The sequence below is a fragment of the Aquimarina sp. Aq107 genome (assembly GCF_943733665.1).
GTDB lineage: Bacteria > Bacteroidota > Bacteroidia > Flavobacteriales > Flavobacteriaceae > Aquimarina.
In genome coordinates, this window is sequence record NZ_OX030782.1 from 3,361,494 (window position 1) to 3,388,268 (window position 26,775).

The 26,775-nt window shown below is 32.0% G+C and carries 26 protein-coding genes; 15 read left to right on the forward strand and 11 right to left on the reverse strand.

The genetic code is table 11. The features are described from left to right. Positions 1-10 precede the first annotated feature (10 nt). The 3 genes from NMK29_RS14430 (at position 11) to NMK29_RS14440 (ending at position 3,761) form a co-directional block, all read left to right on the forward strand. Complete coding sequence (locus NMK29_RS14430) at positions 11-406, forward strand: PUR family DNA/RNA-binding protein (RefSeq protein ID WP_027392294.1); 396 nt, start codon at positions 11-13, stop codon at positions 404-406. A gap of 105 nt (positions 407-511) precedes the next feature. Continuing rightward, entirely contained in the window at positions 512-3,025 is a 2,514-nt protein-coding gene (locus tag NMK29_RS14435; RefSeq protein WP_108803556.1) for a M14 family metallopeptidase, read from the forward strand. A gap of 85 nt (positions 3,026-3,110) precedes the next feature. After that, positions 3,111-3,761 (forward strand): alpha/beta hydrolase, encoded by a 651-nt coding sequence (locus NMK29_RS14440; RefSeq protein WP_108803555.1) that lies wholly within the window; start codon positions 3,111-3,113, stop codon positions 3,759-3,761. A 45-nt stretch (positions 3,762-3,806) separates the two neighbouring features. Here NMK29_RS14440 and NMK29_RS14445 read toward each other — a convergent pair whose 3' ends face one another. Beyond that, entirely contained in the window at positions 3,807-4,691 is an 885-nt protein-coding gene (locus NMK29_RS14445; RefSeq protein ID WP_199915047.1) for an alpha/beta fold hydrolase, read from the reverse strand. Further along, complete coding sequence (locus NMK29_RS14450) at positions 4,678-5,142, reverse strand: DUF962 domain-containing protein (RefSeq protein WP_108803554.1); 465 nt, start codon at positions 5,140-5,142, stop codon at positions 4,678-4,680. Before NMK29_RS14450 ends, NMK29_RS14445 begins: the two co-directional genes overlap by 14 nt. A 90-nt stretch (positions 5,143-5,232) precedes the next feature. Between NMK29_RS14450 and NMK29_RS14455 the strand changes: the two genes are divergently transcribed. Continuing rightward, on the forward strand, positions 5,233-5,790 hold the full coding sequence (locus tag NMK29_RS14455) for a thioredoxin family protein (RefSeq protein ID WP_027392299.1): 558 nt from the start codon (positions 5,233-5,235) through the stop codon (positions 5,788-5,790). A gap of 14 nt (positions 5,791-5,804) precedes the next feature. Here NMK29_RS14455 and NMK29_RS14460 read toward each other — a convergent pair whose 3' ends face one another. From NMK29_RS14460 to NMK29_RS14480, 5 genes are all read right to left on the reverse strand, one after another. After that, entirely contained in the window at positions 5,805-6,326 is a 522-nt protein-coding gene (locus NMK29_RS14460; RefSeq protein WP_108803553.1) for a YfiT family bacillithiol transferase, read from the reverse strand. Positions 6,327-6,334: 8 nt separating this feature from the next. After that, a complete protein-coding gene (locus NMK29_RS14465) occupies positions 6,335-7,135 on the reverse strand; it encodes a hypothetical protein (RefSeq protein ID WP_108803552.1) in 801 nt (266 codons plus the stop codon). A 255-nt stretch (positions 7,136-7,390) separates the two neighbouring features. After that, the gene (locus NMK29_RS14470) at positions 7,391-8,323 is read right to left on the reverse strand and encodes a peptidylprolyl isomerase (protein ID WP_108803551.1); all 933 of its coding nucleotides are present in this window, start codon (positions 8,321-8,323) and stop codon (positions 7,391-7,393) included. Between the two features lie 149 nt (positions 8,324-8,472). Further along, a complete protein-coding gene (locus NMK29_RS14475; protein ID WP_108803550.1) occupies positions 8,473-9,270 on the reverse strand; it encodes a tol-pal system YbgF family protein in 798 nt (265 codons plus the stop codon). Then, entirely contained in the window at positions 9,267-9,833 is a 567-nt protein-coding gene (locus NMK29_RS14480) for an RNA polymerase sigma factor (RefSeq protein WP_108803549.1), read from the reverse strand. Before NMK29_RS14480 ends, NMK29_RS14475 begins: the two co-directional genes overlap by 4 nt. A 104-nt stretch (positions 9,834-9,937) precedes the next feature. Here NMK29_RS14480 and NMK29_RS14485 point away from each other — a divergent pair, with 104 nt between their 5' ends. The 7 genes from NMK29_RS14485 (at position 9,938) to NMK29_RS14515 (ending at position 17,287) form a co-directional block, all read left to right on the forward strand. Next, positions 9,938-10,501 carry a hypothetical protein gene (locus NMK29_RS14485; RefSeq protein WP_159092226.1) on the forward strand — a complete coding sequence of 188 codons (564 nt, stop codon included), beginning with the start codon at positions 9,938-9,940 and terminating at the stop codon, positions 10,499-10,501. 10 nt (positions 10,502-10,511) lie between these two features. Continuing rightward, a complete protein-coding gene (locus NMK29_RS14490) occupies positions 10,512-13,244 on the forward strand; it encodes a CHAT domain-containing tetratricopeptide repeat protein (RefSeq protein WP_108803547.1) in 2,733 nt (910 codons plus the stop codon). A 224-nt stretch (positions 13,245-13,468) separates the two neighbouring features. Then, a complete protein-coding gene (locus tag NMK29_RS14495) occupies positions 13,469-13,714 on the forward strand; it encodes a hypothetical protein (protein ID WP_108803546.1) in 246 nt (81 codons plus the stop codon). A 207-nt stretch (positions 13,715-13,921) separates the two neighbouring features. After that, positions 13,922-14,170, forward strand: coding sequence for a hypothetical protein (locus NMK29_RS14500; protein WP_159092225.1), 249 nt, complete (start codon positions 13,922-13,924; stop codon positions 14,168-14,170). 77 nt (positions 14,171-14,247) lie between these two features. Beyond that, positions 14,248-15,453, forward strand: a complete 1,206-nt coding sequence (locus NMK29_RS14505; RefSeq protein WP_108803544.1) for a lanthionine synthetase C family protein — start codon at positions 14,248-14,250, stop codon at positions 15,451-15,453. A gap of 279 nt (positions 15,454-15,732) precedes the next feature. After that, a complete protein-coding gene (locus NMK29_RS14510; protein ID WP_108803543.1) occupies positions 15,733-16,938 on the forward strand; it encodes a hypothetical protein in 1,206 nt (401 codons plus the stop codon). A 169-nt stretch (positions 16,939-17,107) separates the two neighbouring features. Next, the gene (locus NMK29_RS14515) at positions 17,108-17,287 is read left to right on the forward strand and encodes a hypothetical protein (RefSeq protein WP_027392313.1); all 180 of its coding nucleotides are present in this window, start codon (positions 17,108-17,110) and stop codon (positions 17,285-17,287) included. 64 nt (positions 17,288-17,351) lie between these two features. Here NMK29_RS14515 and NMK29_RS14520 read toward each other — a convergent pair whose 3' ends face one another. Next, a complete protein-coding gene (locus NMK29_RS14520) occupies positions 17,352-19,559 on the reverse strand; it encodes an ATP-dependent DNA helicase RecQ (RefSeq protein ID WP_108803542.1) in 2,208 nt (735 codons plus the stop codon). Between the two features lie 230 nt (positions 19,560-19,789). Between NMK29_RS14520 and NMK29_RS14525 the strand changes: the two genes are divergently transcribed. The 4 genes from NMK29_RS14525 to lptB all read left to right on the forward strand — a co-directional run bounded on the left by NMK29_RS14525 (position 19,790) and on the right by lptB (position 22,764). Further along, on the forward strand, positions 19,790-20,755 hold the full coding sequence (locus NMK29_RS14525; protein WP_108803541.1) for an SIS domain-containing protein: 966 nt from the start codon (positions 19,790-19,792) through the stop codon (positions 20,753-20,755). After that, on the forward strand, positions 20,755-21,597 hold the full coding sequence (gene tatC / locus NMK29_RS14530) for a twin-arginine translocase subunit TatC (protein ID WP_234424272.1): 843 nt from the start codon (positions 20,755-20,757) through the stop codon (positions 21,595-21,597). Before NMK29_RS14525 ends, tatC begins: the two co-directional genes overlap by 1 nt. After that, the gene (locus tag NMK29_RS14535; RefSeq protein ID WP_108803540.1) at positions 21,594-21,950 is read left to right on the forward strand and encodes a carboxymuconolactone decarboxylase family protein; all 357 of its coding nucleotides are present in this window, start codon (positions 21,594-21,596) and stop codon (positions 21,948-21,950) included. Before tatC ends, NMK29_RS14535 begins: the two co-directional genes overlap by 4 nt. Before the next feature lie 73 nt (positions 21,951-22,023). Next, complete coding sequence (lptB, locus tag NMK29_RS14540; RefSeq protein WP_027392318.1) at positions 22,024-22,764, forward strand: LPS export ABC transporter ATP-binding protein; 741 nt, start codon at positions 22,024-22,026, stop codon at positions 22,762-22,764. A 12-nt stretch (positions 22,765-22,776) separates the two neighbouring features. Here the strand turns inward: lptB and NMK29_RS14545 are convergent, their stop codons facing one another. From NMK29_RS14545 to NMK29_RS14555, 3 genes are read right to left on the reverse strand one after another with little or no spacing between them, the layout of a single operon-like run. Next, entirely contained in the window at positions 22,777-23,745 is a 969-nt protein-coding gene (locus NMK29_RS14545) for a CapA family protein (protein ID WP_108803539.1), read from the reverse strand. Then, a complete protein-coding gene (locus NMK29_RS14550; protein ID WP_108803538.1) occupies positions 23,739-26,210 on the reverse strand; it encodes a DUF3160 domain-containing protein in 2,472 nt (823 codons plus the stop codon). The genes NMK29_RS14545 and NMK29_RS14550 overlap by 7 nt, the downstream gene beginning before the upstream one ends. 12 nt (positions 26,211-26,222) lie before the next feature. Further along, on the reverse strand, positions 26,223-26,771 hold the full coding sequence (locus NMK29_RS14555) for a hypothetical protein (protein ID WP_199915046.1): 549 nt from the start codon (positions 26,769-26,771) through the stop codon (positions 26,223-26,225). Between the last annotated feature and the right edge of the window lie 4 nt (positions 26,772-26,775).

Genomic DNA, 26,775 nt, shown 5'->3' on the forward strand with positions numbered 1-26,775 from the left:
AATAAGGATTATGAGCGATAATGAAATGTTGGAGAAAGAGGAAATTTTCTCAAAAGTTTTAAGAGCAGGAAGAAGAACATATTTCTTTGATGTAAGATCAACAAAAGCTGGAGATTACTATCTTACTATTACTGAAAGTAAAAAATTCACTAATGATGATGGATCTTTTCACTACAAAAAGCATAAAATCTACTTATACAAAGAAGACTTTGTTGGTTTCAGTGAAATACTAAGTGAAATGACCGATTTCATAGTTAATGAAAAAGGTGAAGAAGTAATCAGTGAAAGACATCAAAAAGATTATCAAAAATCTTACGAACAAAATACAGAAGTATCTGCAACAGCAAATGAAGAAGTTACTGCTTCTACTGAAAGTTTTACAGATGTAAGCTTCGATGACATATAAGGCATAATAACTTATGTTAAACTTATGCAAACCGCTTCAATCTCTGAAGCGGTTTTTTTTATTTTCGAAAACTATTAAAGGATACAATCGCACAAACAAACTAAAATGAAGCACTTCTTTACTATCATCTTATCACTATTATTCTTTTCTTCTTTTGCTCAGGAAAACCTTTCGTTAGAATATTATTTACCAAAAGGAGTTTCCTATAATCCTGAAATACCAACACCGCAAAGTGTTTTAGGTTTCGTTCCAGGAAAATGGCACGTTACTCACGATAAATTAGTAGAATACATGAAAGTTTTGGCAAAAGCTTCTCCGCGTATTACCATAGAAGATAGAGGAAAAACATATGAAGATCGGCCTATCATCTTACTAACTATTACTTCAGAAAAAAATCATCAGAATTTAGAACAAATACGAAATCAACATATTCAACTAACCCAAAATAGCAAGAGTGCTAGCGAGATCGCATCCATGCCAGCAGTGGTATACCAAGGTTTTTCTATACACGGTAACGAGCCAAGTGGCTCAAATGCAAGTTTAATTGCTGCTTATTATTTAGCCGCTGGACAAGGAAATCAAGTTGATGAATTATTAGAGAATGTTGTAATTTTATTTGACCCATCGCTTAACCCTGATGGTTTACAGCGTTTTGCTTATTGGGCAAATACTAATAAAAGTAAAAACATAAGCACAGATCCACAAGACAGAGAATACAGTGAAGTATGGCCTGGAGGTAGAACAAATCACTATTGGTTTGACATGAATCGTGATTGGTTACCTGTACAATTACCAGAATCAAGAGCTAGAATTGAGACTTTTCATAAATGGTATCCCAACGTTCTCACAGATCATCACGAAATGGGCTCTAATAGTAGTTTTTTCTTTCAACCTGGAATACAATCTAGAACACACCCATTAACACCTAAATTAAATCAGGAGCTTACTAAAAAAATTGCTAACTATCACGCAGAAGCCTTTAATAAAATAGGATCATTATATTTTACAGAAGAAAATTTTGATGATTTTTATTACGGAAAAGGATCCACCTTCCCTGATATCAATGGAGGAATAGGTATTTTATTTGAACAAGGAAGCTCTCGAGGACATGCGCAGGAAACAGACAACGGAATATTGACATTCCCGTTTACAGTAAGAAATCAATTTACTGCTACACTCTCTACATTAGAAGCGGCAAAATCCATGCGCACAGAATTACTTAGATATCAAAACAACTTTTATAATAATGCTAGAAAAGAAGCGCAAACAGGATCTTACATTTTTGGAAATGAAAAAGATGCGGCTTCTACCTATCACCTTGCAGAAATCTTAAAACGTCATAAGGTTCAGTTTTATGATTTAAAAAATGATATCACTGCAAACGGCAAAAAATTTAAAAAAGGATATAGCTATGTAGTTCCAAAAAATCAAAAACAAAGCCGTTTAATCAAGGCTATGTTTGAAAAAAGAACAAAATTTCAAGACAGTTTATTTTATGATGTATCTGCTTGGACATTCCCATTAGCCTTTAATTTAGATTATACTGAAAAAACAACTACCTCTGACCTAGGAGCAGAAATTACTAAGTTGGACTATAAAAAACCTAAAAGCATTAATAAAAGCAACTATGCATACCTTATGGAATGGCACGAGTATTATACGCCTGCCGTATTATATAAAATTTTAAATAGCGGATTGAGGGCTAAAGTAGGCATGAAACCTTTTTCTATTGAAAATAAAAACTATGACTACGGAACAATTATGATTCCTATTCAGAATCAAAGATTAAACTCACAGGAAATTCATGCATTTTTACAAAATCTTGCTTTAGAAAATCATGTAAATATTACAGGTGTATCTACTGGTTTAACAACAGGAATTGATCTAGGAAGTAATCAATTTAGAGCATTATCATTGCCAAAAATCGCATTGTTAACAGGAAGCGGAATCACACCATATGATGCTGGAGAAATCTGGCATTTAATGGATCAACGTTACAACATTCCTATCACCAAACTAAATACTGAATACCTAGAAAGAAGAAACTTATCTAGATACACTCATATTATTTTACCAAACAGCTGGAATCAAACAATGGGTAAAAATGTTATTGACAAGATTAAATCTTGGATCAGAAACGGAGGAACACTAATCGGATATAGAAACGCAGCTCAATTTTTTAAAAACAATGAGCTTATGAAAATCGAATTTTCTAAACCAGAAAACGATGCTAAAAACATTTCGTTTGAGCAAAGAAGAGATTTCTTTGGAGCTCAGGTCATTGGAGGGGCGATTTTCCAAGCTAAAACCGATAGATCACATCCAATAAATTTTGGTTATAAAAATGATGAAATATCACTTTTTAGAAACACAACCTTATTTATCAAAGCTAATAAACAGAGTTACGACAACCCTATTCAATATACAAAATCACCACTGCTAAGCGGATATATCAGCAAAAAGAATTTGGATTCATTGGCTAATACGGTACCATTTAGACATCAAAGTTTAGGAAGAGGGAACACTATTTTATTTACCGACAATACTAATTTTAGAGCTTTTTGGTATGGTACTAATAAGTTATTAATGAATGCTATTTTCTTTAGTGATGAGATGTAACTAAACAGCTATTTGTTTGAGTAACTTCCAGGAAAAAGAACATTATAAATAAAATATTTTTATAGAAATATAATTTATCAAACCCATGAATACTTATCTAGGACGTATAGTTATTTTTTTATGGGTATTATCGTTATCCTCTTGTAAAAGTGAAAATGACCAGAATGACCGATACATTTTCTTTATTCATAATAGATTTCTAGAAACCCATGAACTACATGAAGTTCACCCAGAATTCGGAAGAACAGAATACCAAGAAATCATTTCAGAATTTAAAAAAAGTGGCTTCCAAGTTATTAGCGAAAAAAGAAATAGCAATGTCAATGCTAATACGTATGCAAATAAGATTGTAAATCAAATAGATAGTTTATTAGCAAACAATATTAACCCTGAAAAAATAACTATTGTAGGCACTTCTAAAGGTGGCTACATCGCTCAATATGTATCCACTATAGCTAATAATCCTGACCTCAATTTTGTGTTCATAGCAAGTTTTAGGGATCGTGATATTATAGAAATTCCTGAAATTAATTATTGTGGAAATATTTTGAATATTTATGAAAAAACAGATCCATTTGGAGTCTCTGCCATAGCTAGACAAAAAGAATCAACCTGCAATATTATCCATTTTAAAGAAATAGAACTTACTACCGGAATGGGCCATGGATTTCTTTTCAAACCATTAAAAGAATGGATAGAACCTACCATACAATGGGCTTCGGGGAAATATGAATAAATTACAATCCGTATTTATTCGAAAACATCATTAGCAACTAATAAATTAAGAAATAATATTTTTTCTAAACTGGTTATAATAATATAACACTTCATTTGGAGCTTCTGTTTGTGGATAATGACCAATTGCATCTAATAACACAACATCAGCATTTGGCACTATTTCTTTATAGAATTCTGCCATATGCTTACCCGAAATAGGATCAACAGCGCCATCAATTAATCGTTTAGGCATATCGCTATATTGTATCGCTTCTCTCCAGCGAATTTTATAAGTATCTCTTTCTTTTAGGTACTTTATCAACTTAGGTATTACATTCTTACCAGAATTATAAGCTATTGTTTCCCAAAAATCATCTATCTCTTGATCACTAGGTTGTGTATCGCTTCCAAATATTTTTTTAAAGTTTTTAGCCAATGTATTTCTACCCATAAAATGTTTAAAAATAAAACCAAAAGGAGTGAGTAACATTTTTTGAGTTAATGTAGGAAAATTAGTTTCTGGAAACATTCCTCCATTAAGAAAACAAACGGATTTAATATCAAATTCATATGCTGGATTCTCTTTTAATCTAGCTAACATTTCCTGAACCACAGTATCTCCATAGTCATGAGCAAGTATATGAAAAGAAGTAACTTCTCTTTCTTCTAAAAAGGCTTCCCATATATCAACCTGGGACGCAATTGTATACTTAAAATCACTTGGTTTAGCCGAAAAACCATACCCCAACATATCAATAGCATATACGCTATACTTTTCTGCAAGTGTGCCCCATATTTTACTCCAATCCCAAGAAGATGTTGGAAATCCATGCACAAGAATCAAAGGCTCCCCTACCCCTTCTTCTTTATAAAATATTTGATAGTTTTTATATGTGTAATACGATCCTGAATCTTTCCAATTCTGTAATTGCATATTATTTTTTTCCAAACATTTTTTGGATTACCCAAGCAGGTCCAATCAACAAGAATTGTAAATCTTGCGCAGCAGAAGGTTTTTTACCTTCTAAATGATGACCATAAAATTGTCCGATCCAAGCAACGACAAAAATAATAAGAGACACCATCCATAATGGTGCATATTGACTGATGTAGTAATTAGCAATTATACAAAAAGCAACAAAAACTAATATTTGTAACGCCATTTTTACTGATAACCTAACGTAAAAAAGTAAAATAAGTAAAGCAACGATAAACGCCCAATTTTCTATAAATGGGTTTTCACCTGGTATTATGGAAGCTAAAAAATCACTAGGAATACTCATAATTAGACCTACAACAGAAAAAAATATAGCTGGTACACATATAAAATGAATTGCAATATTTGTTTTGTTCTGATGGCTCACGGCATATTCCTGAAACCAAGTCTCTAAAGTTTTCATAATTTTATTTTTTGGAATGTAACTAAGATAACAATTTTTATACTTATAAAGTATAATATTGTAATTTCGAAAATATAAAAATTAAACATTATGGCTCGTACTCCATCAAACATGCTACCATTAGGTACTGTTGCTCCAGATTTCACTTTAGTAGACGCTGTTACTAATAATAAAGTTTCCCTGAATGATATAAAAGGAGAAAAAGGTACTATAGTTATGTTTATATGCAATCATTGCCCTTTTGTTATTCATGTAAATGAAGAAATTTCTAGAGTAGCTAATGACTACAGAGTACAAGGATTTGGTTTTGTCGCTATTAGCAGTAACGATATCGAAAATTATCCACAAGATGCTCCAGAACACATGTGGAAAACCGCTCAGAAAAACAACTACACATTTCCCTATTTGTTTGACGAAACTCAAGAAGTAGCGAAAGCTTATGATGCTGCGTGTACTCCAGATTTTTATCTTTTTGATGGAGAATTAAAACTTATTTACAGAGGACAGTTAGACGATTCGAGACCTGGAAACGGGATTCCTGTAAATGGTCGAGACCTACGTCAAGCATTGGATGCAGTACTTAGAAACGCTACAGTTTCCGAAATCCAAAAACCAAGTATAGGGTGCAATATTAAATGGAAACAATAATAAGATAAAAGAGATTACTTAAAAGTACCCGCTACAATCTGTAAATGTGCTAAATGATGGTTTCCGTGCCAAGCGTATATTCCAATATCTTCTGCTAAAGAAATTGCAACATCACCTTCGGGATGAATAAATACTTTTTCTAAATCTTCATCAGACAAACCTTTTAAGAAATACACCCATTTAGCATGCAACGCTTTTATTAAATCTAGAGAGAGGTGAATTGGGGCTGATTTAGTATCAAACAATTCTGCCCATCTATCTTCATAATACGCTTTAATTACTGGTTGTTCTTCGGTGAGCGCCCATTTAAAACGAATATAACCATTATGATGACTATCATGGATATGATGAATAACCTGTCTTGCTGTCCAACCATCAGGTCGATATGGAGTTTCTAACTGGGTTTCGGAAAAACCGGAAACTAATTTTTCTATTTTTTGGGGTAGTTCCTCTATATCTTTTATCCAAGTAGTAATTTGTTCTTTAGTAATAGTATTAGGACATTTAAATTTTCCTATTGGATATTGAAGATTCATAGTATTATTTATTCTATTTTTTTATAAAGGATTAGACTCGAAGATGCATCCTGTAGATCTTTAACTACAAGTTCAAATTCATTTAAAGATTCTATTTTATATTTATAAATATATTTATCTTTTGGAGAAGAACAATGCATTACATCATCTTTAATCTTTACTTTCAATCTTTTTAGAAATTTCCCATCTCGAAAATTGAATCGTATAGTTTCTTCAAAAATCATATGTTCATTAGGAAATTGAACATTTACCCATTTTCCCTGTAGCGCCTCATAAGTACCCCTATTTTTAAACTTATTATCTAACAAAGATTTCATTCTTAAACTATAGGAGACAAAAGTTTCCTCTGGTTCTATGTTAGTTACCGCTTGACCAGAAACTATTTTATAAATTTCATTTCCTTTATCAAAATAATGTTTTGATTCAAATTTTGTAAATGCGTTAGAGTAATCCATCACAACAAAGCCATCATTATTTTTTGTTTCCATATACTGACGTTGCTTATAATTCACATGAATCAATTGATCATTCCAAAAATAAAATACCGTAACTACCATAGCATTAGGCATTCCAATATTTCTTATAATTTTCTTTAAACGTTCGTGCTCATAATATCCATTGAGCTCCGCTCCATGATCCGCAATCTGATCCAAGAACTCCTCAGGATCCAAAGAAAATACATCAGACTCGATATAACTATCAATGATCTCTATTTGATCCTTAATAGCAGTCATTGTAGCTTCATTATCTTGAGTAAAGGAAAAATTTACACAAAAAAATGTTAAAAAAAACAGTAGCTTCCACTTCATAACCATCAAAAATGGGGTTTTTGTATTGGTTTATTATCTTATAACTAGGGGTGTAAATATCTGCATTATAGACGTAAAAGTTTACTTTTTTCTTTAAAACTTCTCTATTTTAATGGATAAATTAACATTTAAAGAGGGATAACAAGTGTTAATTATGAGTTAAAGTAGCTTTTTTATGTAGGGTTGACTGTCTAATAAAACAAAAACCTCTGGAAATATATTCCAGAGGTTTCAAAATTATTGTAAAAAAGAGTTTTACTTTACTCCAACCAATTCTACATCAAAAACTAGTGTAGCATTTGGTGGAATTACTCCTCCAGCTCCATGTGCTCCATATCCTAATGATGGTGGAATTACAAAACGTGCCTTATCGCCTATTTGTAATAAAGCGATACCTTCATCCCATCCAGGAATAACTTGTCCCATTCCTAACGGGAAATCAATTGGCTGATTACGCTTGTATGAAGAATCAAACACAGTACCATCTGTTAGACTTCCTTTATAATGCACAGAAACAGTCTTTCCTTTTTCTGCTTGAGCACCATCACCTTTTTGGATGATTTTATATCGCAAACCACTATCTGTTTTATCAAAACCAGCAGCTAACTCTTCTAATAATTGCTCAGAAGCTTTCTTAGCAGCAGCTTCTCTTTCTGCTTTCGCTCCATTAAATTGTCTAAAAGTTTCTATAGCATTAAAGTTCTCAGCATCAGCTCCTACTCTTAATATCTCTAAAGAATCAATTGTATCACCTTGCGCAACAGCATTTACTACATCTTGTCCTTCTACTACTTTACCGAAAACAGTATGCTTACCATCTAACCAAGCAGTCTCTACGTGAGTGATAAAAAACTGACTCCCATTAGTTCCAGGTCCTGCATTAGCCATAGATAATACTCCTGGTCCATCGTGTTTTAAATCTGGATGAATTTCATCATCAAATTGATATCCTGGGCCACCTGCTCCAGAACCTTGAGGATCTCCACCCTGAATCATAAAATCAGGAATCACTCTATGAAATTTCAATCCATTGTAGTAAGGTTTTCCTTGAGGAATCGCTTGATTCTCCATATTCCCTTCTGCTAAACCTACAAAATTCCCAACAGTACCTGGAGTCTTTTGATACTCTAGATTTACTAAAATGCTTCCCTTTGAGGTATTAAATTTTGCGTATAATCCGTCTTGCATAACTGCGTATTTTAAGCTTGTTAAATTTTAAGCTGCAAAGATAGGTAATTGCTTAATGTTTAACACATAAAACGAATGATTGTTTGTCTCTTTACAATCATCGAATCTACAAAACAATACTGATGAAAACTTCTAAACGAACTGCATACTTAATCAATCTCTGCTAAAAGCTCCTTAGCCTCTTGATACTTATAGGTATTACTATCAGAAACAATGGTTTGCAAAACTGTTATCAGTTCTTTTTTATTCTTTTGTTTTAAAAAAACCAATGCTTTGTACCAATTCGCTTTTTTAGCCTGTAATGTATTAGAACTCCCTAAAAGTTGAAACTGCGACAATGCTTTATCAAACTTATTGAGTTCCATATAAGAGATTCCGTTATAAATATAGCTTAGTGGATCTATCGACTTCTCTTTTTTATGATAGGATGTAAATAGCTTTATTGCTTCTTTATATTTTTGCTCTTCGAATAACAACTGAGCATTTTCTAACATTTTATTGGTGTCTTCTCCTCTGGTAACTAAAGATGGTATTTCATCTAAATGTATATACGAAGCATATAAATCATCATAATTGGTGTCTTTAAAAACAAATAATGAAACGGTGATCAAAACGGCAATAGATGCAGCTATTCCAATAAACCAAAGGGTCTTTGATTGAGAATTTGATCGGTTTTCTGAAATCACCTCGTTAATCGTTGATTTTAATGTTGCTGCTTCATCACTTTGATAAAAAGCTTTTAATTGGGTAGCTTCTGTTGTTTTTAATGCATCTTTATTTCCTTCTACCCACTTTTGATCTTCATAAATAGCTTGCATATCCTGCTGCAACTTCAATTCTTTAGAAAGCTCTGTATCGGTAAGCAATCTTGCCTCAAACGCTTCTTTTTCTGATGTTGACATATTACCGCTTAGATAATCATCAATTTCTATCGGGTAATCTTTCATAATTCTTTGATTTGGTTATATCTCGAATCTTTTTTAATCAATTTAGTCAATTGTGACTTACAATTAAAAATACGTTGTCTCACTACATTATCTGTATTATATCCTAGTTTCTCCACAATATCTTTATATGGTACTTTCTGAAAAAACAATTGTAACAATTGTTTACAATTATCAGATAGTTCCGCTAGCTTTTCCTGAAACAGCTCCCATTTTTCTTGCTCTAAAGTTAACATCGTCATGTCTTCTGCTTCTTTAACATGTTCTATAACCTCATCATTTGTTACTATGCGTTTTTGTTTATTTAGTTCTCTACGCCATAAATTTCTACAAACTGTATAGAAATAAGCATTAAAATTACTCTCAATTACAAATGCTTTTACCTTATATCTAGCAATTAATTGCATCAAAGCTTTCTGAAAAACATCTTCTGCATCCGTAGCATTTCCATTATTATTAAGTACAAAACTTCTTACCTTAGGAAACTCTTTTGTATACAAATCTTGTATGATCCGTTTTTCTCCAGAAACAAGTAGTTTTAGCTGATCTATTTCAGTTATCTTCATTAAGATATCTTTAACTATTTAATTTTTTTTTACTTTCGCGTGGTAACATTTGTTAGGTTAGGGAAACATACTAATAAATAATGAAAACAAAAAACGATTTAAAAATGAAAAAAATCACGTTACTATTGGTAGCGGCAGTTTTTGCGATTGGAATACAAAGCTGCTCTACAGATGATAAACCAGAACAAATAGGAGATGTTATTCCTGAAAACGCATTAAATTCTAATGAATTATTTGGCAAGCAAAACTCTTTAAGCAAAGCTTTGGGCTCAGGAAATATAGATGCTACCTGCTTTACTAAGATTTATGTAGTTTTTCCTAAAAATTCAACCGCGCAAGATCGTATGGATTATTTAGAATTCTCACAGGGTAAAAAAGGAACCTATAGTATTATTTTTGCTTCAACAGTTGCTTATTGCGCAGGAATCTATGAGTGGTATGTGCCATGTAATGAACTTCCAACATCTTATTGCGATTTTATAAAATGTAAATTAGAGTCATTAAATGCTAAAACAAATGGAGCCGTTGTTCATGAGGCTGAACAAAACAAAATCTTATTAGAAGAAACAGAGGGAGATCCAGCTTGTTCGGAATGTCCTGAAACGTCCTATACTTGGATATCTACAGAGTCTTGTGATGAAATATGGAAATCAATAAATTACCAATAAATCATTTATATTGTACAAAAAGAAGATAGTATTCATATTATATATTATTTTTTTCCTGACCCTACCAACAAAGGGTCAGGGAATTTCTCCTGAATTAGATTCTATTCATCAGTTAACTGGCTCTAATTTTAATAAATTAGAGCTTTATTATGGTTTAATAAAAACCCACGAAAGAAGCGAAAACTATACCCAGTTGGGCTATGACGCACATCAAATAGCTAAATGGATTCATAAGGAAAAAAAGTGGGAAGAGGCTATAAAAATAGTTGAAATTGCTTATCAAGCAAGAGAAAAAGCTACTCCCTTCAATAAGGAATTGTTAAAAAGAAGTTATTACAATTACGCCATCTACAACCGTAGACATGAAAATTACACTATTGCTATTGAGTACTTTGAAAAACTACTTGCATTAGGAGGAACAAAATTTTTAAGGGGTAAGTCATATGAGTTAATTGGTGAATCTTACGAAATCCTAGGAGACTATTACAAATCCGTTGACTATAGAATAAAATCTTTACAAAATTATTCAAAAAAAGATATCCAAAAAGGTTTTTTAGTATATGGAAACATCAATTTAGCCTATAGTTATCGCTTAATACGATCTGCAGAAAGTTCTAAGAAGGCAATTGAACACCTCCTAAAAGCAGAAAAGCTTTTAGGAGATAGCAGTACCATGGATAAGCAAAAACTATATAACATAAAAAACAATCTTGGAAACTTGTATTGTGAAGGTGTTGGAACCCAAAACATAGACAATTGTATTAAATGTTATGATGAAGCTTTAACAATTTTGAAAGAATTAGAGTTTAAAGAAAAGTATGCTAAATCATATTACAATTTAGGATTGACTTTTATTGAAATTGATTCTATTCGTTCTCAATTCTTTTTTGATAAAGCATTAGAATATGCTTCCTATGCGCCATCCTTTAAACATAAAATTTTCTTCGGATTAGGGATTAAGGAGTTATCAAATGAAAATTATATCGCCGCCCAAGAAAATTTTAGCTCAGTTTTTTCAATCTATTTTGATAAAAAAATAAAAGATATCTACTGGCTCCCTGCAAAAAATGATTTGGAGCAAGTAGTAAACAAAACTTTTTTCCTAGAATTACTAAAAAGAAAATTAAAAGCCTGGATAGAACTAGGGAAAACAAAAAACGACTCATTGTATTTTGAGGAAGCAATTCGCACGGCACATGCAAGTGACCAACTGGTTGATCTGTTATTAAAAGAAAATATATCTACTAGATCTAAATTACTATGGAGAAGCCTTGCTTCGGAAATTTACATTATGGGCTTAGAGGCTTGTTTACAGCTTAAGAAAAATGAGGATTCTTACTATTTCATGGAAAAAAGTAAGGCTTTATTATTATTACAAGAAATTACAAAAGATAAAACAGCCTTATCGCCTAGTATCTTGGAAAAAGAAAAAAAATTAAAAGACGTTATCGTTGGATTAAGATCAAAGCTCAGATTATTAGATCAAAATTCCTCCGATTCAATCCAAAAAGTTTTATTGTCTAAACAAGCGAGACTAAAAAAAATTAGAGATTCATTAGCTCCTATATATCCAACATATTTTACACATTTTTCTATACCCGAAATTACACCTTTATCTAAACTAGAGCTAAGTCCGAATGAAGTAATTATTGAATACAACATGGCAGAAAGAATCGCTGGTGTAATTCCAGAAGCTTATGGTATGTTTATTACAAAAAATAAAAAAGAAATTTTTAAGATCGAGAATGTAAACAGACTACAAAAAGAAATTTATAGACTCAGAGAGCTACTAAACAAACCATTTACGACATCATTAGATATTTCAGAATATAGTGAGTTAGCTTACAGCTTATACAATTCTTTGATCCCTAAAAATCTGCAAAAGCATTTAGTAAATAATAAAGTTACTTTTATTCCAGATTATATTTTAAATTACATTCCTTTTGAAGCACTCATAACAAACCCTAAAAAAGGAACTTACTTAATACAGCAGACCGAAATAAATTATGCGTATTCTCTATCCTTTTCTAAAGAAAATGCAAAAATTGATCGTAAGCCAAAAAATGATTATTTAGGCATTGCACCTATAACATTTTCAAATATTTTAACCTCACTTCCCAATAGCAAAAAGGAATTAGTTAATGCCAAACATTATTATTCTGGTGATTTATTACTTAACGAAAAGGCGACTATTCAAAATTTCAAAAAAGTAGCCAACCAATATAAAATATTACATTTAGCTACACACGCTGATGCTTCCGACTCTTTAACCCCTTGGATCGCTTTTCAACGAGAAAAACTTACTGAACTACAACTTTCTACTATTGATAATCAATCAGAACTAGTAGTTCTTAGTGCCTGCAACACTTCCTTGGGCAAAATTAATACAGGCGAAGGTGTATTCAGTCTTGCTCGTGGATTCTTTAAATCCGGAGCTAATACCGTGATTCCAACTTTATGGAACACCAATGATAAAGCCACAGCTACTATTACCTCTGACTTTTACAAAAACCTAAGTAAAGGACAAACCAAATCTGCAGCCCTACGAACAGCAAAGCTAAATTATCTTAACAACAATACAGATGCAGAAGCATCTCCTCACTATTGGGCGTCGCTTGTACTGATTGGCGATAGCGGAACGTTGTTGCCACAATCTAATAACTTGTTGTTTTTGTGGATTGGTCTAGGTATTATTTTATTAGTTCTTGTTATATACCGTTTCTATTTGATTAAAAAGAAATAGAAAGAACGGATATGCACATAAAAATTAAAGGAAGGTTAACAAATTTATATCAACCTCCTTTGTTTTTCCCTGTAAATAAATCACTTACAAACTCACAAAGTTATTTCTTAAAAAAAATCAATTTTATATAGTAACATGTAGAAAGCTTCCTGAACGTTCTTATAGACAAAAACTCTGAGTGTCTATAAATGTTCAGGTGAATCAAATTTTTAAATTTTAATACTATGTTGGAAAACATTTTAAATCTTGACGGGATTAATTCAATTAACAAAAATCAACAAAAAACAATTAAAGGTGGAATCAAAAATAATGGATTGCAAATAGAATGTGAGCCAGAAATGCCTTTTGGATGTCAAAATGGAGTAAAAGCTTATGGCAACAGCGACGTAGCAGGAAATGGATCTACCTGTTATATATGGATATGCCAGGGATCAGGAGACACAGGTCCTGATAGCCCTCATAATCTTTAATATGATAATTGAGAAATAATTTCTGATTTAGATAAAAAAGATAAGAACCAGTAAAATTGATTTTTAACTGGTTTTTTTATAAAAGTTAATTATTTCAAAAAACAGAAAAATCATAGTAACATTTCCCTAACTACCAGAACGTTCTTATAGACACAAACTCTGAGTGTCTATAAATGTTCAGGGATGTATTATTCTAAAATTAAAATCATGAAGAAAAAAAAGTTAAACGGTTTATCCTTGAAAAAGAATGTAGTTTCGAGACTTGGTAGTTCTGCGATAAAAGGTGGTGGTAATGACACTTCACTAATAGGACCTATATGCACTGTAGGAACCCGTTATTGTCCTACTGATTCTGCAACTCCCAATTGTTTTTCTAAAAATTGTGAAGTAGTATCAAAAAATATCTGCGGAGAAACAGATATGAACTGTGACTCTGTACAGGTACACTGTTTATAAAAATCAAGTATTTACCTTAAAACTAGGAGAGAAAAGAAAAGACTTTTCTCTCCTAATAAATAAACTTAAAAGAAGCAATGAACATTGATAAGCTTCATCAAAAACTGAAAGAAATCAATACTATTATTGATCAACAACAATATCAAAAAGAGAATATTGGCGTTTTATCTGGTTCATCAGGTATTGCCTTATTCCAATTTTATTATGCAAAGTTTTTAGACAAAGACATCACTGAAACAAGTAATAGTTTGATGAAAAACTGTATCCAAAAGATCAATGAAGGTTATAACCATGGTACCTATTGTTCAGGAATTTCAGGAATGGGATGGGTTCTCAATCATTTAGAACAAAACGATTTTATTGAAATTGATATTGATAATTTATGTTTGGATTTAGACAATTATCTCTATCAATTAATGGTTAACGATCTACAAAAGGGAAATTACGACTTTTTACACGGAGGTTTAGGGTATGCATTTTATTTTCTTAGTAGATATGAAAACACAAAATCTGATAGCGCGAAAAAAAACTATCAGGCGTACCTACTTTTTTTTATACATCTAATAAGTAAAAAATCAGAAAATTATAAGAATACTATAAGATGGATTTCGGAAATAGGTGTAGAACACAAAGAAAAAGTATATAACCTCGGTCTATCTCATGGGATGTCTAGCATAGTCGGAATTCTTACAAAGTTATCGAAGCATCAATATTTTGAAAAAGAAACAAAACTTCTCTTACAACTAACAATTTCTTATATTTTAAAATACCAAAAAGAAAATACAAAAGGATATTCAATGTTCCCTAATGTCATATACGAAAATGGTTTTTATGAATATAAAAGTAGGCTCGCCTGGTGTTATGGAGATCTAGGAATTGGCATCAGACTTTGGTATGCTGCAAAAGCATTAGGGGATACATCATTAAAAGAAAATGCGATCAAAATTCTGGAGCATGCTGCACTAAGAACGAATAATGAACAAAACATGGTTAAAGATGCCGGACTATGTCATGGATCTTTTGGCAATGCCCAAATCTTTCTACGTATGTATAAAGAAACACAGATGTCTGTTTTTAAAGACGCTTGTGATTTTTGGATACAAGATGGATTAAACAAAGCAATCCATGTTGATGGATATGCTGGTTTCAAACAATGGAAAGGTACAAATAAGTGGAAAAAAGAAGTTTCTTTATTGGAAGGGATCGCAGGAATAGGACTTACTCTTATAGATTATTTGGCTGATTTTGAGACCAATTGGGATGAATGTTTAATGATAAGTTAAGCAAAAAAATCATAAACATATGCGATATACAACACTTATATATATAGATATTACCTAGAATGTCTATAAACGATCAAGAATTATTAACATCTTAAAACCACACTATGGTAATCCACAGGATGATGAAAATTAATCATAAAAGAGGTTATCGAATTCGATAACCTCTTTTCCTAAACTTCAACTACGATTTCCTTCAAAAAACTTATTTAGACGTCAAACCATCTGATTTTTAACAAAAAAGCTATATTTGCTGCTTCACACACTCAGATCGTCATATACATGAAATTATTACTTTATTTTGCAGTAGGCCTATTTTGTATAGCTACTTGCAGCGCGCAAAGTCTTTATGAAGCTGGTTATTTTATCGATAACGATGGAAACCGAAAAGAATGCTTAATCAAAAAACTATCCTGGAGAAATAACCCAACAGAATTCGAATGGAAACGAACAATATCCTCTAGCCCTAAAACTGAAACTATTGAAAATGTTAAGGAGTTTGCTGTAGGAGAAGATTATAGATTTAAACGATATATCTTGCAATTTGATCTTAATGGAGATACAGTTGGTAAATCTACTAAATCAAAAGATCCTAATCTTAGGTACCAAAAAATATTTTTAAGAACGATATTACAAAGTAAAACTACCTTATACCAATACTCTGAAAATGGTGTACATCGTTTTTTCTATACAGATCCAAATACAGTATATCCTGAATTACTTTTATATAAAGTATTTTATACGCCAGATGAAAGTAAAAAACCGGGGAAAAAAATTATCCCACAAGAAAACAACACTTATCAACAACAATTACAGGATAAAATAAATTGCGAGAATCAAGATGTGTCTAAACTAACTTACACACAACGAGATTTAAAAAGATACTTCAAAAAATATAACGAATGTAAAGGCAATGAAATAGAATATAGCATTCGTAAAAAAATCAATCAAACTAAAATAGGTATTGTTGCCGCTGCAGATGTAAGCGGCTTTACACACAACTCAATTATTGGTAGCGCTGGTAATGTAAGTTATGATGACGTTTTTGTGCCAAGATATGGTATATTTATAGAAACTTTTATACCTTTTTCTAAGGTAGATTTAAGCTTCTTCTTAGAATCTACATATAAAGCTTTTACCATGGACGGTAGGGATTTTGCAATTTCTAATAGTGAATTCGAATTAGATTACAAAAGTATCAATGTAGCTGTTGGACCACGATTTCATATTTACTTAAGCTCTAAGTTTGAGTTATTTCTAGAAGGAGGTCTTACTGTCGATTTTAATATTGGTACAGAGTCTAATGTTTTCGCAGATAATGAAATAGAAAATACCACTACTGATTATTTTTATGGTGGAGGTTTAGGATCAGGTCGATTTAAAATTGGTTTTAGACAATATACCGCTAAAAATATATCAAAAAGTACTTCTATCCCAGATTCAGAATTAACGACGTCTAGTTTATATCTTTCAATGAATCTATTTTAAAACTTAAAAATTATAATAGTTTCAATAAAAAACTGAATTTTCCCTGTTTATTTAACATCTCTTTAAGCAACAATTATATTATTAATCGTTCTTAATATATTAAATAGACATATACCTTGAGTGTCTATAAATGTTCAGGGCGTTATAAATTATTCTTAAAACTAACAACATGTTAAAGAACATTTTAAAAGAAAACGGAGTTCAGGAAATTAAAAAAAACCAACAAAAATCCATTAACGGAGGTAACGGAAATCCTGCTTGTGCTCAAGCAATCTCTATCGATGGAACTCTATGTCTATGTTTAGGTTGGTATCCTCAAAATGGGGTATGCGTAAACGGGAATCAATAAAATACTTCTAAAAAAAGAGAGGATGTTTTTACATCCTCTCTTTTTTATTTCTATAATATCTACTTTAATTAGCTACATCACTAATAAATTTGATACGATACAATCTTAATTCTTCATCATCATAATCTCCATCAAACTCTTCAATCGCCGTATCTATTTTATCATTTTCCGCCTCTATAAAATATTCATGAATTTCTTCTTGTTGATCTTCATCTAATATTTCATCTATCCAGTATGTAATATTAAGTTTAGTACCACTATATACAATAGCTTCCATTTCTTTAATAAACTCTGGCATATCCATTCCTTTAGCTGCAGCGATATCATCCAACGGAAGTTTTCTATCTACATTCTGGATAATATATAACTTAAGTCCACTATTAGCTCCTGTACTTTTTACGACAAAATCATCTGGACGCATGATATCATTCTCATCTACATATTTAGAGATTAATGCTACAAACTCTTTTCCGTATTTTTTGGCTTTTCCTTCTCCTACTCCATGTACATTTCCTAATTCCTCAATACTTATAGGATATTTAAGGGCCATATCTTCTAGCGATGGATCCTGAAATACCACGAACGGAGGAACTCCTAATTTCTTGGCAACAGTTTTTCTTAAATCTTTAAGCATCCCAACTAATCGGTCATCGGTACCTCCTGCTTTTCCTCCTGCTTTCGCAGCAGTAATAATAGAATCGTCCTTAGTCTGATCATATACATGATCCTCTGTCATCATAAAACTCACAGGCGATTCGATAAACTTTCTTCCTTCTGGAGTAATCCTTATGACACCATAAGTCTCTATATCTTTTTTCAAATACCCAGAAACAAGCACTTGTCTAATCAATGCCATCCAATATTTATCTTCTCTAGACTTACCTGTTCCAAAAAAAGGTTGCTCATGAGTTTTATGAGATATAATAAGCGCATTACTTTTTCCGATCAACGTATTTACTAAGTCTTTCGATTTATAAATTTCTCCTGTCCTATTAACAACTTTTAATAAGAGTTGCACTTCTTCCTGTGCTTCGTGTTTCTTTTTTGGATTACGAACATTATCATCCATATCCGCTCCTTCACCTGTAACCTCATCAAACTCCTCACCAAAATAATGCAATATAAATTTACGTCTGGATATAGAAGTTTCTGCAAAAGCTACTACTTCCTGTAACAATGCATGTCCTATCTCCTGCTCTGCAACAGGTTTTCCACTCATAAATTTTTCTAACTTCTCAATATCTTTATAAGCATAATAAGCTAAACAGTGTCCTTCTCCTCCATCTCTACCGGCACGACCAGTTTCTTGATAATAACTTTCTATACTCTTAGGAATATCATGATGGATCACAAAACGTACATCTGGTTTATCGATACCCATTCCAAAAGCTATCGTAGCAACTACTACATCAGCATCTTCCATCAAGAACATATCTTGATGTTTTGCTCTGGTCTTAGCATCCAGACCTGCATGATAAGGTACTGCTTTTACTCCATTTACCTCTAGTGTTTGAGCAAGCTCTTCAACGCGCTTTCTACTTAAACAGTAAACAATACCACTCTTACCCGAATTTTGTTTTACAAAACGGATGATATCAGCATCTACATTTTTTGTCTTAGGACGTATCTCATAAAACAAATTAGGACGATTAAAGGAAGCCTTAAATGTTTTGGCATTACTCATCGCCAAATTCTTAAGAATATCTTCTTGAACTTTTGGCGTTGCAGTTGCTGTTAATCCTATAATCGGAATATCTTCTCCAATTCGTTTAATAATATTTCTTAGATTTCTATACTCTGGCCTAAAATCATGCCCCCATTCACTTATACAATGGGCTTCGTCCACTGCGAGAAAAGAAATTTTTTGTTCTTTTAGGAAATCTACATATTCTTCTTTTGTCAGAGACTCCGGAGCAACATAAAGTAACTTGGTTACACCACTAACAATATCTCCTTTTACTCTTTTAACCTCGGATTTGTTGAGGGAAGAATTTAAAACATGTGCTATTCCTTCTTCAGAAGAAATACTTCGAATAGCATCTACTTGATTTTTCATTAGTGCGATTAGCGGAGAAACTACAATAGCTGTTCCTTCACACATTAAGGCAGGAAGCTGGTAGCAAAGGGATTTTCCACCACCTGTAGGCATAATAACAAAAGTATTTTGTTTTCCTAAAATACTTTCTATAACCTTCTCCTGCAATCCTCTAAATTGACTAAAACCAAAGTACTTTTTTAAAGCTCCTTGTAAGTCGGTTTCGTTCAAACTCATTAAATCGTTTAACTTTTATATACCAATTAAATTAAAATCGCTATCACTAAAACCTTTTTCCCCAGTAAAGATTTAGTGGATTGTTCTTTTTTTAAAAGTTACCAAAGATAAGCAAAACTAAAAATAGTAAGCTTTTTTCTGGCACTATTTAAAATTCATAAGGTATTACATACCTTTGCATAATTAAAGATAATAAAATCTTTATTTATAACACGCAAATTTTATAAATTTTGAACACCCTCGATACGATTATTTCTTTTGCCCAAAAAACCATTAATGAAGAAGCGAAAGCGATTGCACACTTAGAACAGCTTATAGATCAAGAGTTTGCAGAAGCCGTGAATACTATTCACAATTCTAATGGTCGTGTAATTATCACAGGAATTGGCAAGAGTGCTATTATTGCTTCAAAAATAGTGGCTACTATGAATTCTACAGGGACTCCAGCAGTATTTATGCACGCAGCAGATGCAATTCACGGTGATTTAGGTAATATTCTTAAAGATGATGTAGTAATTTGCATCTCTAAAAGCGGAAATACTCCTGAAATTAAAGTGTTAGTACCTCTGATTAAAAACTTTAACAATACTTTAATTGGTATTACCTCTAATAAGGAATCATTTTTAGGTCAAGAAGCAGACTTTGTTTTAAATGCTTTTGTAGAAAAAGAAGCATGCCCTAATAATTTAGCTCCTACAACCAGTACCACTGCACAATTAGTTATTGGTGATGCTGTAGCGGTAAGTCTGTTAAATCTAAAAGGATTTTCTAGTACAGATTTTGCCAAATATCATCCAGGAGGAGCTTTAGGAAAAAAACTATACCTACGGGTCAATGATATTGTATCCAAAAATGAAAAACCTGAGGTAAGTCCAGATTCTGATATCAACGCTGTGATTGTAGAAATGACAGAAAAAAGATTAGGTGCAACCGCAGTTACCGAAGACAATAAAATTATCGGAATAATTACAGATGGTGATTTAAGAAGAATGCTTACCACGAACACTTCTTTTGCTGGGTTAACTGCTAAGGACATTATGTCCCCTAATCCTAAACGTATCGATGCAGATGCAATGGCGATAGATGCTCTAGATAGACTGGAGGAGTACGGAATATCGCATTTGTTAGCAGAAGAAAAAGGTAATTATGCAGGTCTTTTACATATTCATGATCTAATGAGAGAAGGTATTTTATAATGACAAATAAAGCAACAAAAGATCCGCAGTCCATGTCGTTTCTTGATCACCTAGAAGAGTTACGATGGCATTTAATAAGAGCAACTTTAGCAATAGTTTTGGTTGCTATTTTTGCCTTTATTTTCATAAAAACTATTTTTACGGATATCATCTTTGCATTAAGAGATCCAAATTTTATCTCTTATAGAGTTTTATGTGGTATTTCGGAAACCTTTGGAATGGAAAAAGGCTGTCTAGAAGAAATGCCTTTTAATTTTATAAGTACAGAAATGGCTGGACAATTTAGTGCTGCTATATGGACATCTATTACCACAGGATTTGTAGTAGCATTCCCTTATATATTACACGAGTTTTGGAAATTCATTTCACCAGCACTTTATGAAAAAGAGCGAAAGCATTCCAGAGGATTTATTATAGTCTCTTCTATATTATTTTTTATTGGTGTCCTTTTTGGGTATTATATTATCGCACCGCTTTCGGTAAATTTCTTAGCTACTTTTTCTGTCGCTGAAGTTGTAGAAAATCAGATAAAAATAGGGTCTTATATATCATTAGTTAGAGCTTCTGTAATTGCATCTGGATTTATTTTTGAATTACCTATTATTATATACTTTTTAAGTAAAGTAGGATTAGTAACACCGGAATTTATGAGACGTAATCGAAAATATGCATTGGTTATTGTTCTTATTTTAGCTGCTGTAATCACACCTCCAGATATCTCTACTCAGATAATTGTTGCAATACCAATACTTATATTATATGAGATAAGTATTTTTATTTCCAAAATGGTTGTCAGAAGAGAAAATAAAAAGAATAAAAAATTAACAACACAAACTAGATGAGTAATATAGTTGAAGAATTTAACGAATATAGAGAGAGAATGAACTCTCGTATTCTAGAAGATAATAATAAAATTATTAAAAGAATTTTTAATCTAGATACGAATGCTTTTATGAAAGGAGCATTGGATGTAAAAACGAAAGAGCTATTAGGTTTGGTTGCTTCTGCAGTATTAAGATGTGATGACTGCGTCCGCTATCATTTAGAGACTTGTCATAAAGAAGGTTTAACCAAAGAAGAAGTTGCAGAAACTCTAAGCATTGCAACTTTAATTGGTGGAACAATTGTAATTCCTCATCTTCGTAGAGCATATGAGTACTGGGATGCATTAGATGCAAATACATCTGAAAATTAAGGTTTAAAAGAAATACTATAAATTTACCTGCTCATTATAGCAACACTTACCATCTAAAGAAGTCATTCTGATTATGAAGTTAAAAGCGGACAACTTAATTAAGTCATACAAAGGTCGAAAAGTAGTAAAAGGGATTTCTCTGGAAGTAAATCAAGGAGAAATTGTAGGTTTATTAGGGCCCAATGGAGCTGGTAAAACTACTTCTTTTTATATGATTGTAGGTTTAGTTAAACCTAACGGTGGAAAAATCACTTTGGACAATACCGATATCACCAAATTTCCTATGTACAAACGTGCGCAGAATGGTATTGGTTATTTGGCTCAGGAAGCTTCCGTTTTTAGAAAATTAAGTATAGAAGACAATATTCTAAGTGTTCTTCAACTAACAAAACTTTCTAAAAAAGAACAACTTCATAAAATGGAGTCTCTAATAGAAGAGTTTGGATTAGGACATATTAGAAAAAACCGTGGTGATCTTCTTAGTGGTGGTGAGAGAAGACGTACAGAAATTGCCAGAGCACTAGCTACTGATCCAAATTTCATTCTACTTGATGAACCATTCGCAGGAGTAGATCCAGTTGCTGTAGAAGATATTCAACGGATTGTAGCACAACTAAAAAATAAAAACATTGGAATCCTGATTACGGATCATAATGTACAAGAGACTCTTGCTATTACCGACAGAACCTACTTAATGTTCGAAGGAAGCATTCTTAAAGCAGGTATTCCTGAGGAATTAGCAGAAGATGAAATGGTTCGTAAAGTATATCTTGGTCAGAATTTTGAACTTAGAAAGAAGAAATTAGATTTTTAGATATAGCTTTTCTTAGTCGTTTAAAATTTTTGGTGTACATTTTTCTATCCTAAATTCTGAATGATTAAAAACAACATCTTTTTCGCGAACTTGTAACTGCACTAATAACCCTTTAGAATTAATAGGTTTATTTTGGTCAAAAATAAAATTCCCTATACTATAATAAATCGGTTTTTGTTTATACGACTCTACCGTCTGAATTGTATGAGGATGGTGCCCAATAATACCGTCAGCACCAGCATCTATTAATAAATAAGCTTGTTGTTTTTGATACGTTAGTGGAACTACAGTATGTTCTGCTCCCCAATGCAACTGAACAATAACTACCGAATTAGGTTCTTTACTTTTTAACTCTTTAATCTTATCAGAAATAGTATCAAAAGAATCTTCGCATACACAGGGTTTGTTTTCTAAAAAAGTCCAATTTTCTGATGGAACTTGAAGAGAAGAAAACACATAAACATTCCTAGGAGTAGTAGCGATTAATTGTGGTCTACAGGCTTTTTCCGTATTCTCTCCATACCCCAAGGCGATCAAACCATTGTTTATTATATTTTTATTAGTATCCACGAGACCGTTTCTACCTTGATCCATCGCATGATTATTAGCCATATTAAGATGTGTTATTCCATGATCTTTTAATGACTTTAACCAAGATGGTTCTGCTCTAAAAATAAATTTTTTATTAATCGGTTCCTCTATCTCGGTAGCCGGGCATTCTAAGTTTGCTATAACAATAGCATTTTTTTGAAAAACTGAATCTATGGATGAGTGAAATAGGCTATTCATCCCCAAATGTTCAATACGATTCCGTACACCTCTATCCAACAATAAATCCCCAACAAAAACAATACTAATTTCATCAGTTTTTCCTCTACCTGTATTACAAGAAGAGGCTACTATTAAAAAGGTTATTAAATAAAAAACAAACGCACCTAATCGATATTGAGGCATCAAGTAATATCTAAATTCTGTTAACATCCGGAACTGTAGAATATTTTTTCATTCGTTTTAGGAACTGGTATTGGTACAATAATATCTTTCATCCAAATTGGTATTCCGGTTGCTTCATTATTTTCTAGCATTTCTTGCCATTCTTCGTCTGTTAAACGATTACCCATTGGTAAATGAAATTCATGATATCCAAACACTGCACCTTTAGTTATGTATAAATACCCTTCAATTTCTACTACTGCATATATATCATTTACATTACCTGTTGCAACATGTAAGATTCCTTTATCTGGATTGTTATCACCGTTAGCTGTATAGATATCTGCCACAACAGCCACAGATTTATCCGCTCCTTTTACGTTATGCCAGCCATCGAGATATTGATCTTTTTGCTTAACTAAATCCAACGTTAACCATTCGAATGTACTCCCAATTATTTCTATCTGGCCATATTCTTGCACAGACAATTTCTTTCCTTCAAGCTCTTTTTGACTAGCTGATAACAAAAACTCTGCATTTTCTCTTAGACCTGTTGTAATTCTGGAAATATTAGAATTCAATAGTTTATTTCTTTCTAAAACAGATTTGGTAAGATCTATTAATTCGATTACCGTATTCCAATATCCAATATTAGGTTCTACATACCCAACCGTATATGGACTAGGCACTTCTTCTCCAGATCCACACTCAGCTGCCATAGGTTGTTCTGCATAAAGAATAGAATCATGTTTAAGTTCTGCCCAAGATGCTAATGATGCATTTAAGTTTTTCTTATCCCACTCTGTTGTCTGCATAAAGTACGGATAACTATCATTAGGTTTTTGCAATTCTAACAAACTTTGTATCCATTTGTTATACAAGGTCTTATCCCAATCTAAATCATTCATTTCTTGCTGCATATTAGAAAGCAATTCAGGATAATCATTCCATTTCTCACCTTCTTTCAATTCATTCAGCAATAAATTTTCGGCAGATTCACTCCCAAAAGCAGCCATGACATCTAGACCTTGAGGATAAGGGCGTTTAGAAACTTTACTTTTTAAATCTACTAAATTCTGAAGAACATCATTATCTGATAAATATCGTTGCGGAATAAAATTAATTTTAACTTTACAACTTCCACCACCTGATCTTATTTTATCCTTAATATCTGCCATTTTTTTCACTTCCTCCTTCATGCCTTCAATAACAGTCGTATTTTGCAAAATTTCTTCTATAGACAGCTCTTCCTTTTCAATTAAATCTACTAAATCCAAAAAAGACACATTATCTGGTTGACCTATTATAAAATTAATAGGTTCCATTATTGCTTTGTATTTCTGTAATGTTTCTTTCTTAAAATTTGGACTATTCCCTAAAACAGAAGCATTAACCAAAGCTCTTTTAAATTGTAAATCATTATTGAGGCAAAAAGGTGCAGATTGCAGCCACATCATAGCACTAAAATATCGTTTTAACGTTTCTGTACGAGTGTAATGTCCTCTCGGTTTAAATAAGCTATAAGGAAAATTAACTTCTTCAAATTCTAAAAATTTAGAAGTACTATCCTCTGCTCCTTTAATTGAAACTAATTCATTTTCATAGTGTTGTTCATACCCCAAAGGCACTTCTATTTTTTTGTTAGTTAAAACAGTATAGGCTATAGCATAATAGGTATGATTAAATTTTGCTATTTCCTTTATTGATTCAATAGGTGTAGTTTTTACAATCTCTTGCATATCCTTTATCATAGACTCACAAATCTGTGATAGTATAGGAATAAATTGTTCTTCTTCTATTTGTCTAAGTATGTAACCAAAATACATATGAAACAATTGCATATACATATCGGTAGTTACAAAATTTGGGAACTCAGCATAATCATTTTGTTCATACAAATGAAATAACTGAATATTATTATTAGGAACTATAGCAAACCCATTCTGACTTAACATACTCATTAATTCGGGTGCTGGATCATTTAATTGAAAAAGGTTTACAACATTGTTCACGTTCGCCAATTGTCTATTACCTTTTTTTACTAAATTCTTTAATTTTAATTCTTCTTCTCTCTTCTTTAATTTCTCAATAAAGACTGTTTCTTGGTCAGAATACGAAATAGGTGCTATATCCTTTCCTCCTTCTTCTGCCCAATATCGATTTTCCATTCTTTCGTTATACCAACTAGTAGCACCAAAAGTATACCTAAGATCCCCTTTCATAAAGCAATACCCTTGTTTAGCAGCAAAACTGTTTCGTAAAATCCTAATTTCATAAAGACTAAACGAAGAAATGTCCATTTCTAAATTAATATCCTCTCCCAGCTGTTCTATATCCAGTTTTCCATCAATCAGAACAGGATTCTCTACATTCTCGATAATCTGATCATCCTTTTCAGTTACTTCTACAACATCCGGAGAAACTTCAAGTTGTTTTTTTTCTTCGGATTTTTTATCACCTCCGCAAGCTATTAGAAACAAAAAGAAACTAGCAAATAGTATTTGTCTGTTCATAATTCTTTTAATTTATATGTTTTCGTTTTTAAGTATGCGTGTTGCCCTTAGACTATCAATTTCTCTATGGATATATCTTTTGAACTCCAACCCAAATCTACGCCATTTATATTCTGCTATTAATACCTTTCCACTCTTTTCTTTTTCAACACTTCTAATAAAACTACCTTCTTTATTTTTTATAAAATTAAAGTCTACCAAAGGTTTACCCAACCTGGAACCTAACCATAGTGGACGGACATAACCTTCATAATTTTTAAAAATAAAAAGTCGTTTTCTTTTTATGGAATCAAATCGAGTTGTTTTAATAACTCCTACTAATATATCATTAGATCCATTTTCATCTACATCTCCAATCATATATTGATACACTGGATATTTTAACTCCCAAGTATCTATTAAAGAATCTGATTTGATCTGTATATAAAATAAAGAATCATGTTTTTTGATTAAAGTAATACCACTATCGTATTCAATGGATTCATTTCTAACTTTACTAGAACAGCAAAACATAAAAGATATTCCAACTATAGAAAACAGTACTCTGTAAATATTTTTCATTTAC

Bases quoted from the DNA above. Each gene is read 5' to 3' on its own strand.
- NMK29_RS14430 (WP_027392294.1), top strand. From the start codon at position 11: ATGAGCGATAATGAAATGTTGGAGAAAGAGGAAATTTTCTCAAAAGTT.
- NMK29_RS14435 (WP_108803556.1), top strand. From the start codon at position 512: ATGAAGCACTTCTTTACTATCATCTTATCACTATTATTCTTTTCTTCT.
- NMK29_RS14440 (WP_108803555.1), top strand. From the start codon at position 3,111: ATGAATACTTATCTAGGACGTATAGTTATTTTTTTATGGGTATTATCG.
- NMK29_RS14450 (WP_108803554.1), bottom strand. From the start codon at position 5,142: ATGAAAACTTTAGAGACTTGGTTTCAGGAATATGCCGTGAGCCATCAG.
- NMK29_RS14455 (WP_027392299.1), top strand. From the start codon at position 5,233: ATGGCTCGTACTCCATCAAACATGCTACCATTAGGTACTGTTGCTCCA.
- NMK29_RS14460 (WP_108803553.1), bottom strand. From the start codon at position 6,326: ATGAATCTTCAATATCCAATAGGAAAATTTAAATGTCCTAATACTATT.
- NMK29_RS14465 (WP_108803552.1), bottom strand. From the start codon at position 7,135: ATGAAGTGGAAGCTACTGTTTTTTTTAACATTTTTTTGTGTAAATTTT.
- NMK29_RS14470 (WP_108803551.1), bottom strand. From the start codon at position 8,323: ATGCAAGACGGATTATACGCAAAATTTAATACCTCAAAGGGAAGCATT.
- NMK29_RS14475 (WP_108803550.1), bottom strand. From the start codon at position 9,270: ATGAAAGATTACCCGATAGAAATTGATGATTATCTAAGCGGTAATATG.
- NMK29_RS14480 (WP_108803549.1), bottom strand. From the start codon at position 9,833: ATGAAGATAACTGAAATAGATCAGCTAAAACTACTTGTTTCTGGAGAA.
- NMK29_RS14485 (WP_159092226.1), top strand. From the start codon at position 9,938: ATGAAAAAAATCACGTTACTATTGGTAGCGGCAGTTTTTGCGATTGGA.
- NMK29_RS14495 (WP_108803546.1), top strand. From the start codon at position 13,469: ATGTTGGAAAACATTTTAAATCTTGACGGGATTAATTCAATTAACAAA.
- NMK29_RS14500 (WP_159092225.1), top strand. From the start codon at position 13,922: ATGAAGAAAAAAAAGTTAAACGGTTTATCCTTGAAAAAGAATGTAGTT.
- NMK29_RS14505 (WP_108803544.1), top strand. From the start codon at position 14,248: ATGAACATTGATAAGCTTCATCAAAAACTGAAAGAAATCAATACTATT.
- NMK29_RS14510 (WP_108803543.1), top strand. From the start codon at position 15,733: ATGAAATTATTACTTTATTTTGCAGTAGGCCTATTTTGTATAGCTACT.
- NMK29_RS14515 (WP_027392313.1), top strand. From the start codon at position 17,108: ATGTTAAAGAACATTTTAAAAGAAAACGGAGTTCAGGAAATTAAAAAA.
- NMK29_RS14520 (WP_108803542.1), bottom strand. From the start codon at position 19,559: ATGAGTTTGAACGAAACCGACTTACAAGGAGCTTTAAAAAAGTACTTT.
- tatC (WP_234424272.1), top strand. From the start codon at position 20,755: ATGACAAATAAAGCAACAAAAGATCCGCAGTCCATGTCGTTTCTTGAT.
- NMK29_RS14535 (WP_108803540.1), top strand. From the start codon at position 21,594: ATGAGTAATATAGTTGAAGAATTTAACGAATATAGAGAGAGAATGAAC.
- lptB (WP_027392318.1), top strand. From the start codon at position 22,024: ATGAAGTTAAAAGCGGACAACTTAATTAAGTCATACAAAGGTCGAAAA.
- NMK29_RS14545 (WP_108803539.1), bottom strand. From the start codon at position 23,745: ATGTTAACAGAATTTAGATATTACTTGATGCCTCAATATCGATTAGGT.
- NMK29_RS14550 (WP_108803538.1), bottom strand. From the start codon at position 26,210: ATGAACAGACAAATACTATTTGCTAGTTTCTTTTTGTTTCTAATAGCT.
- NMK29_RS14555 (WP_199915046.1), bottom strand. From the start codon at position 26,771: ATGAAAAATATTTACAGAGTACTGTTTTCTATAGTTGGAATATCTTTT.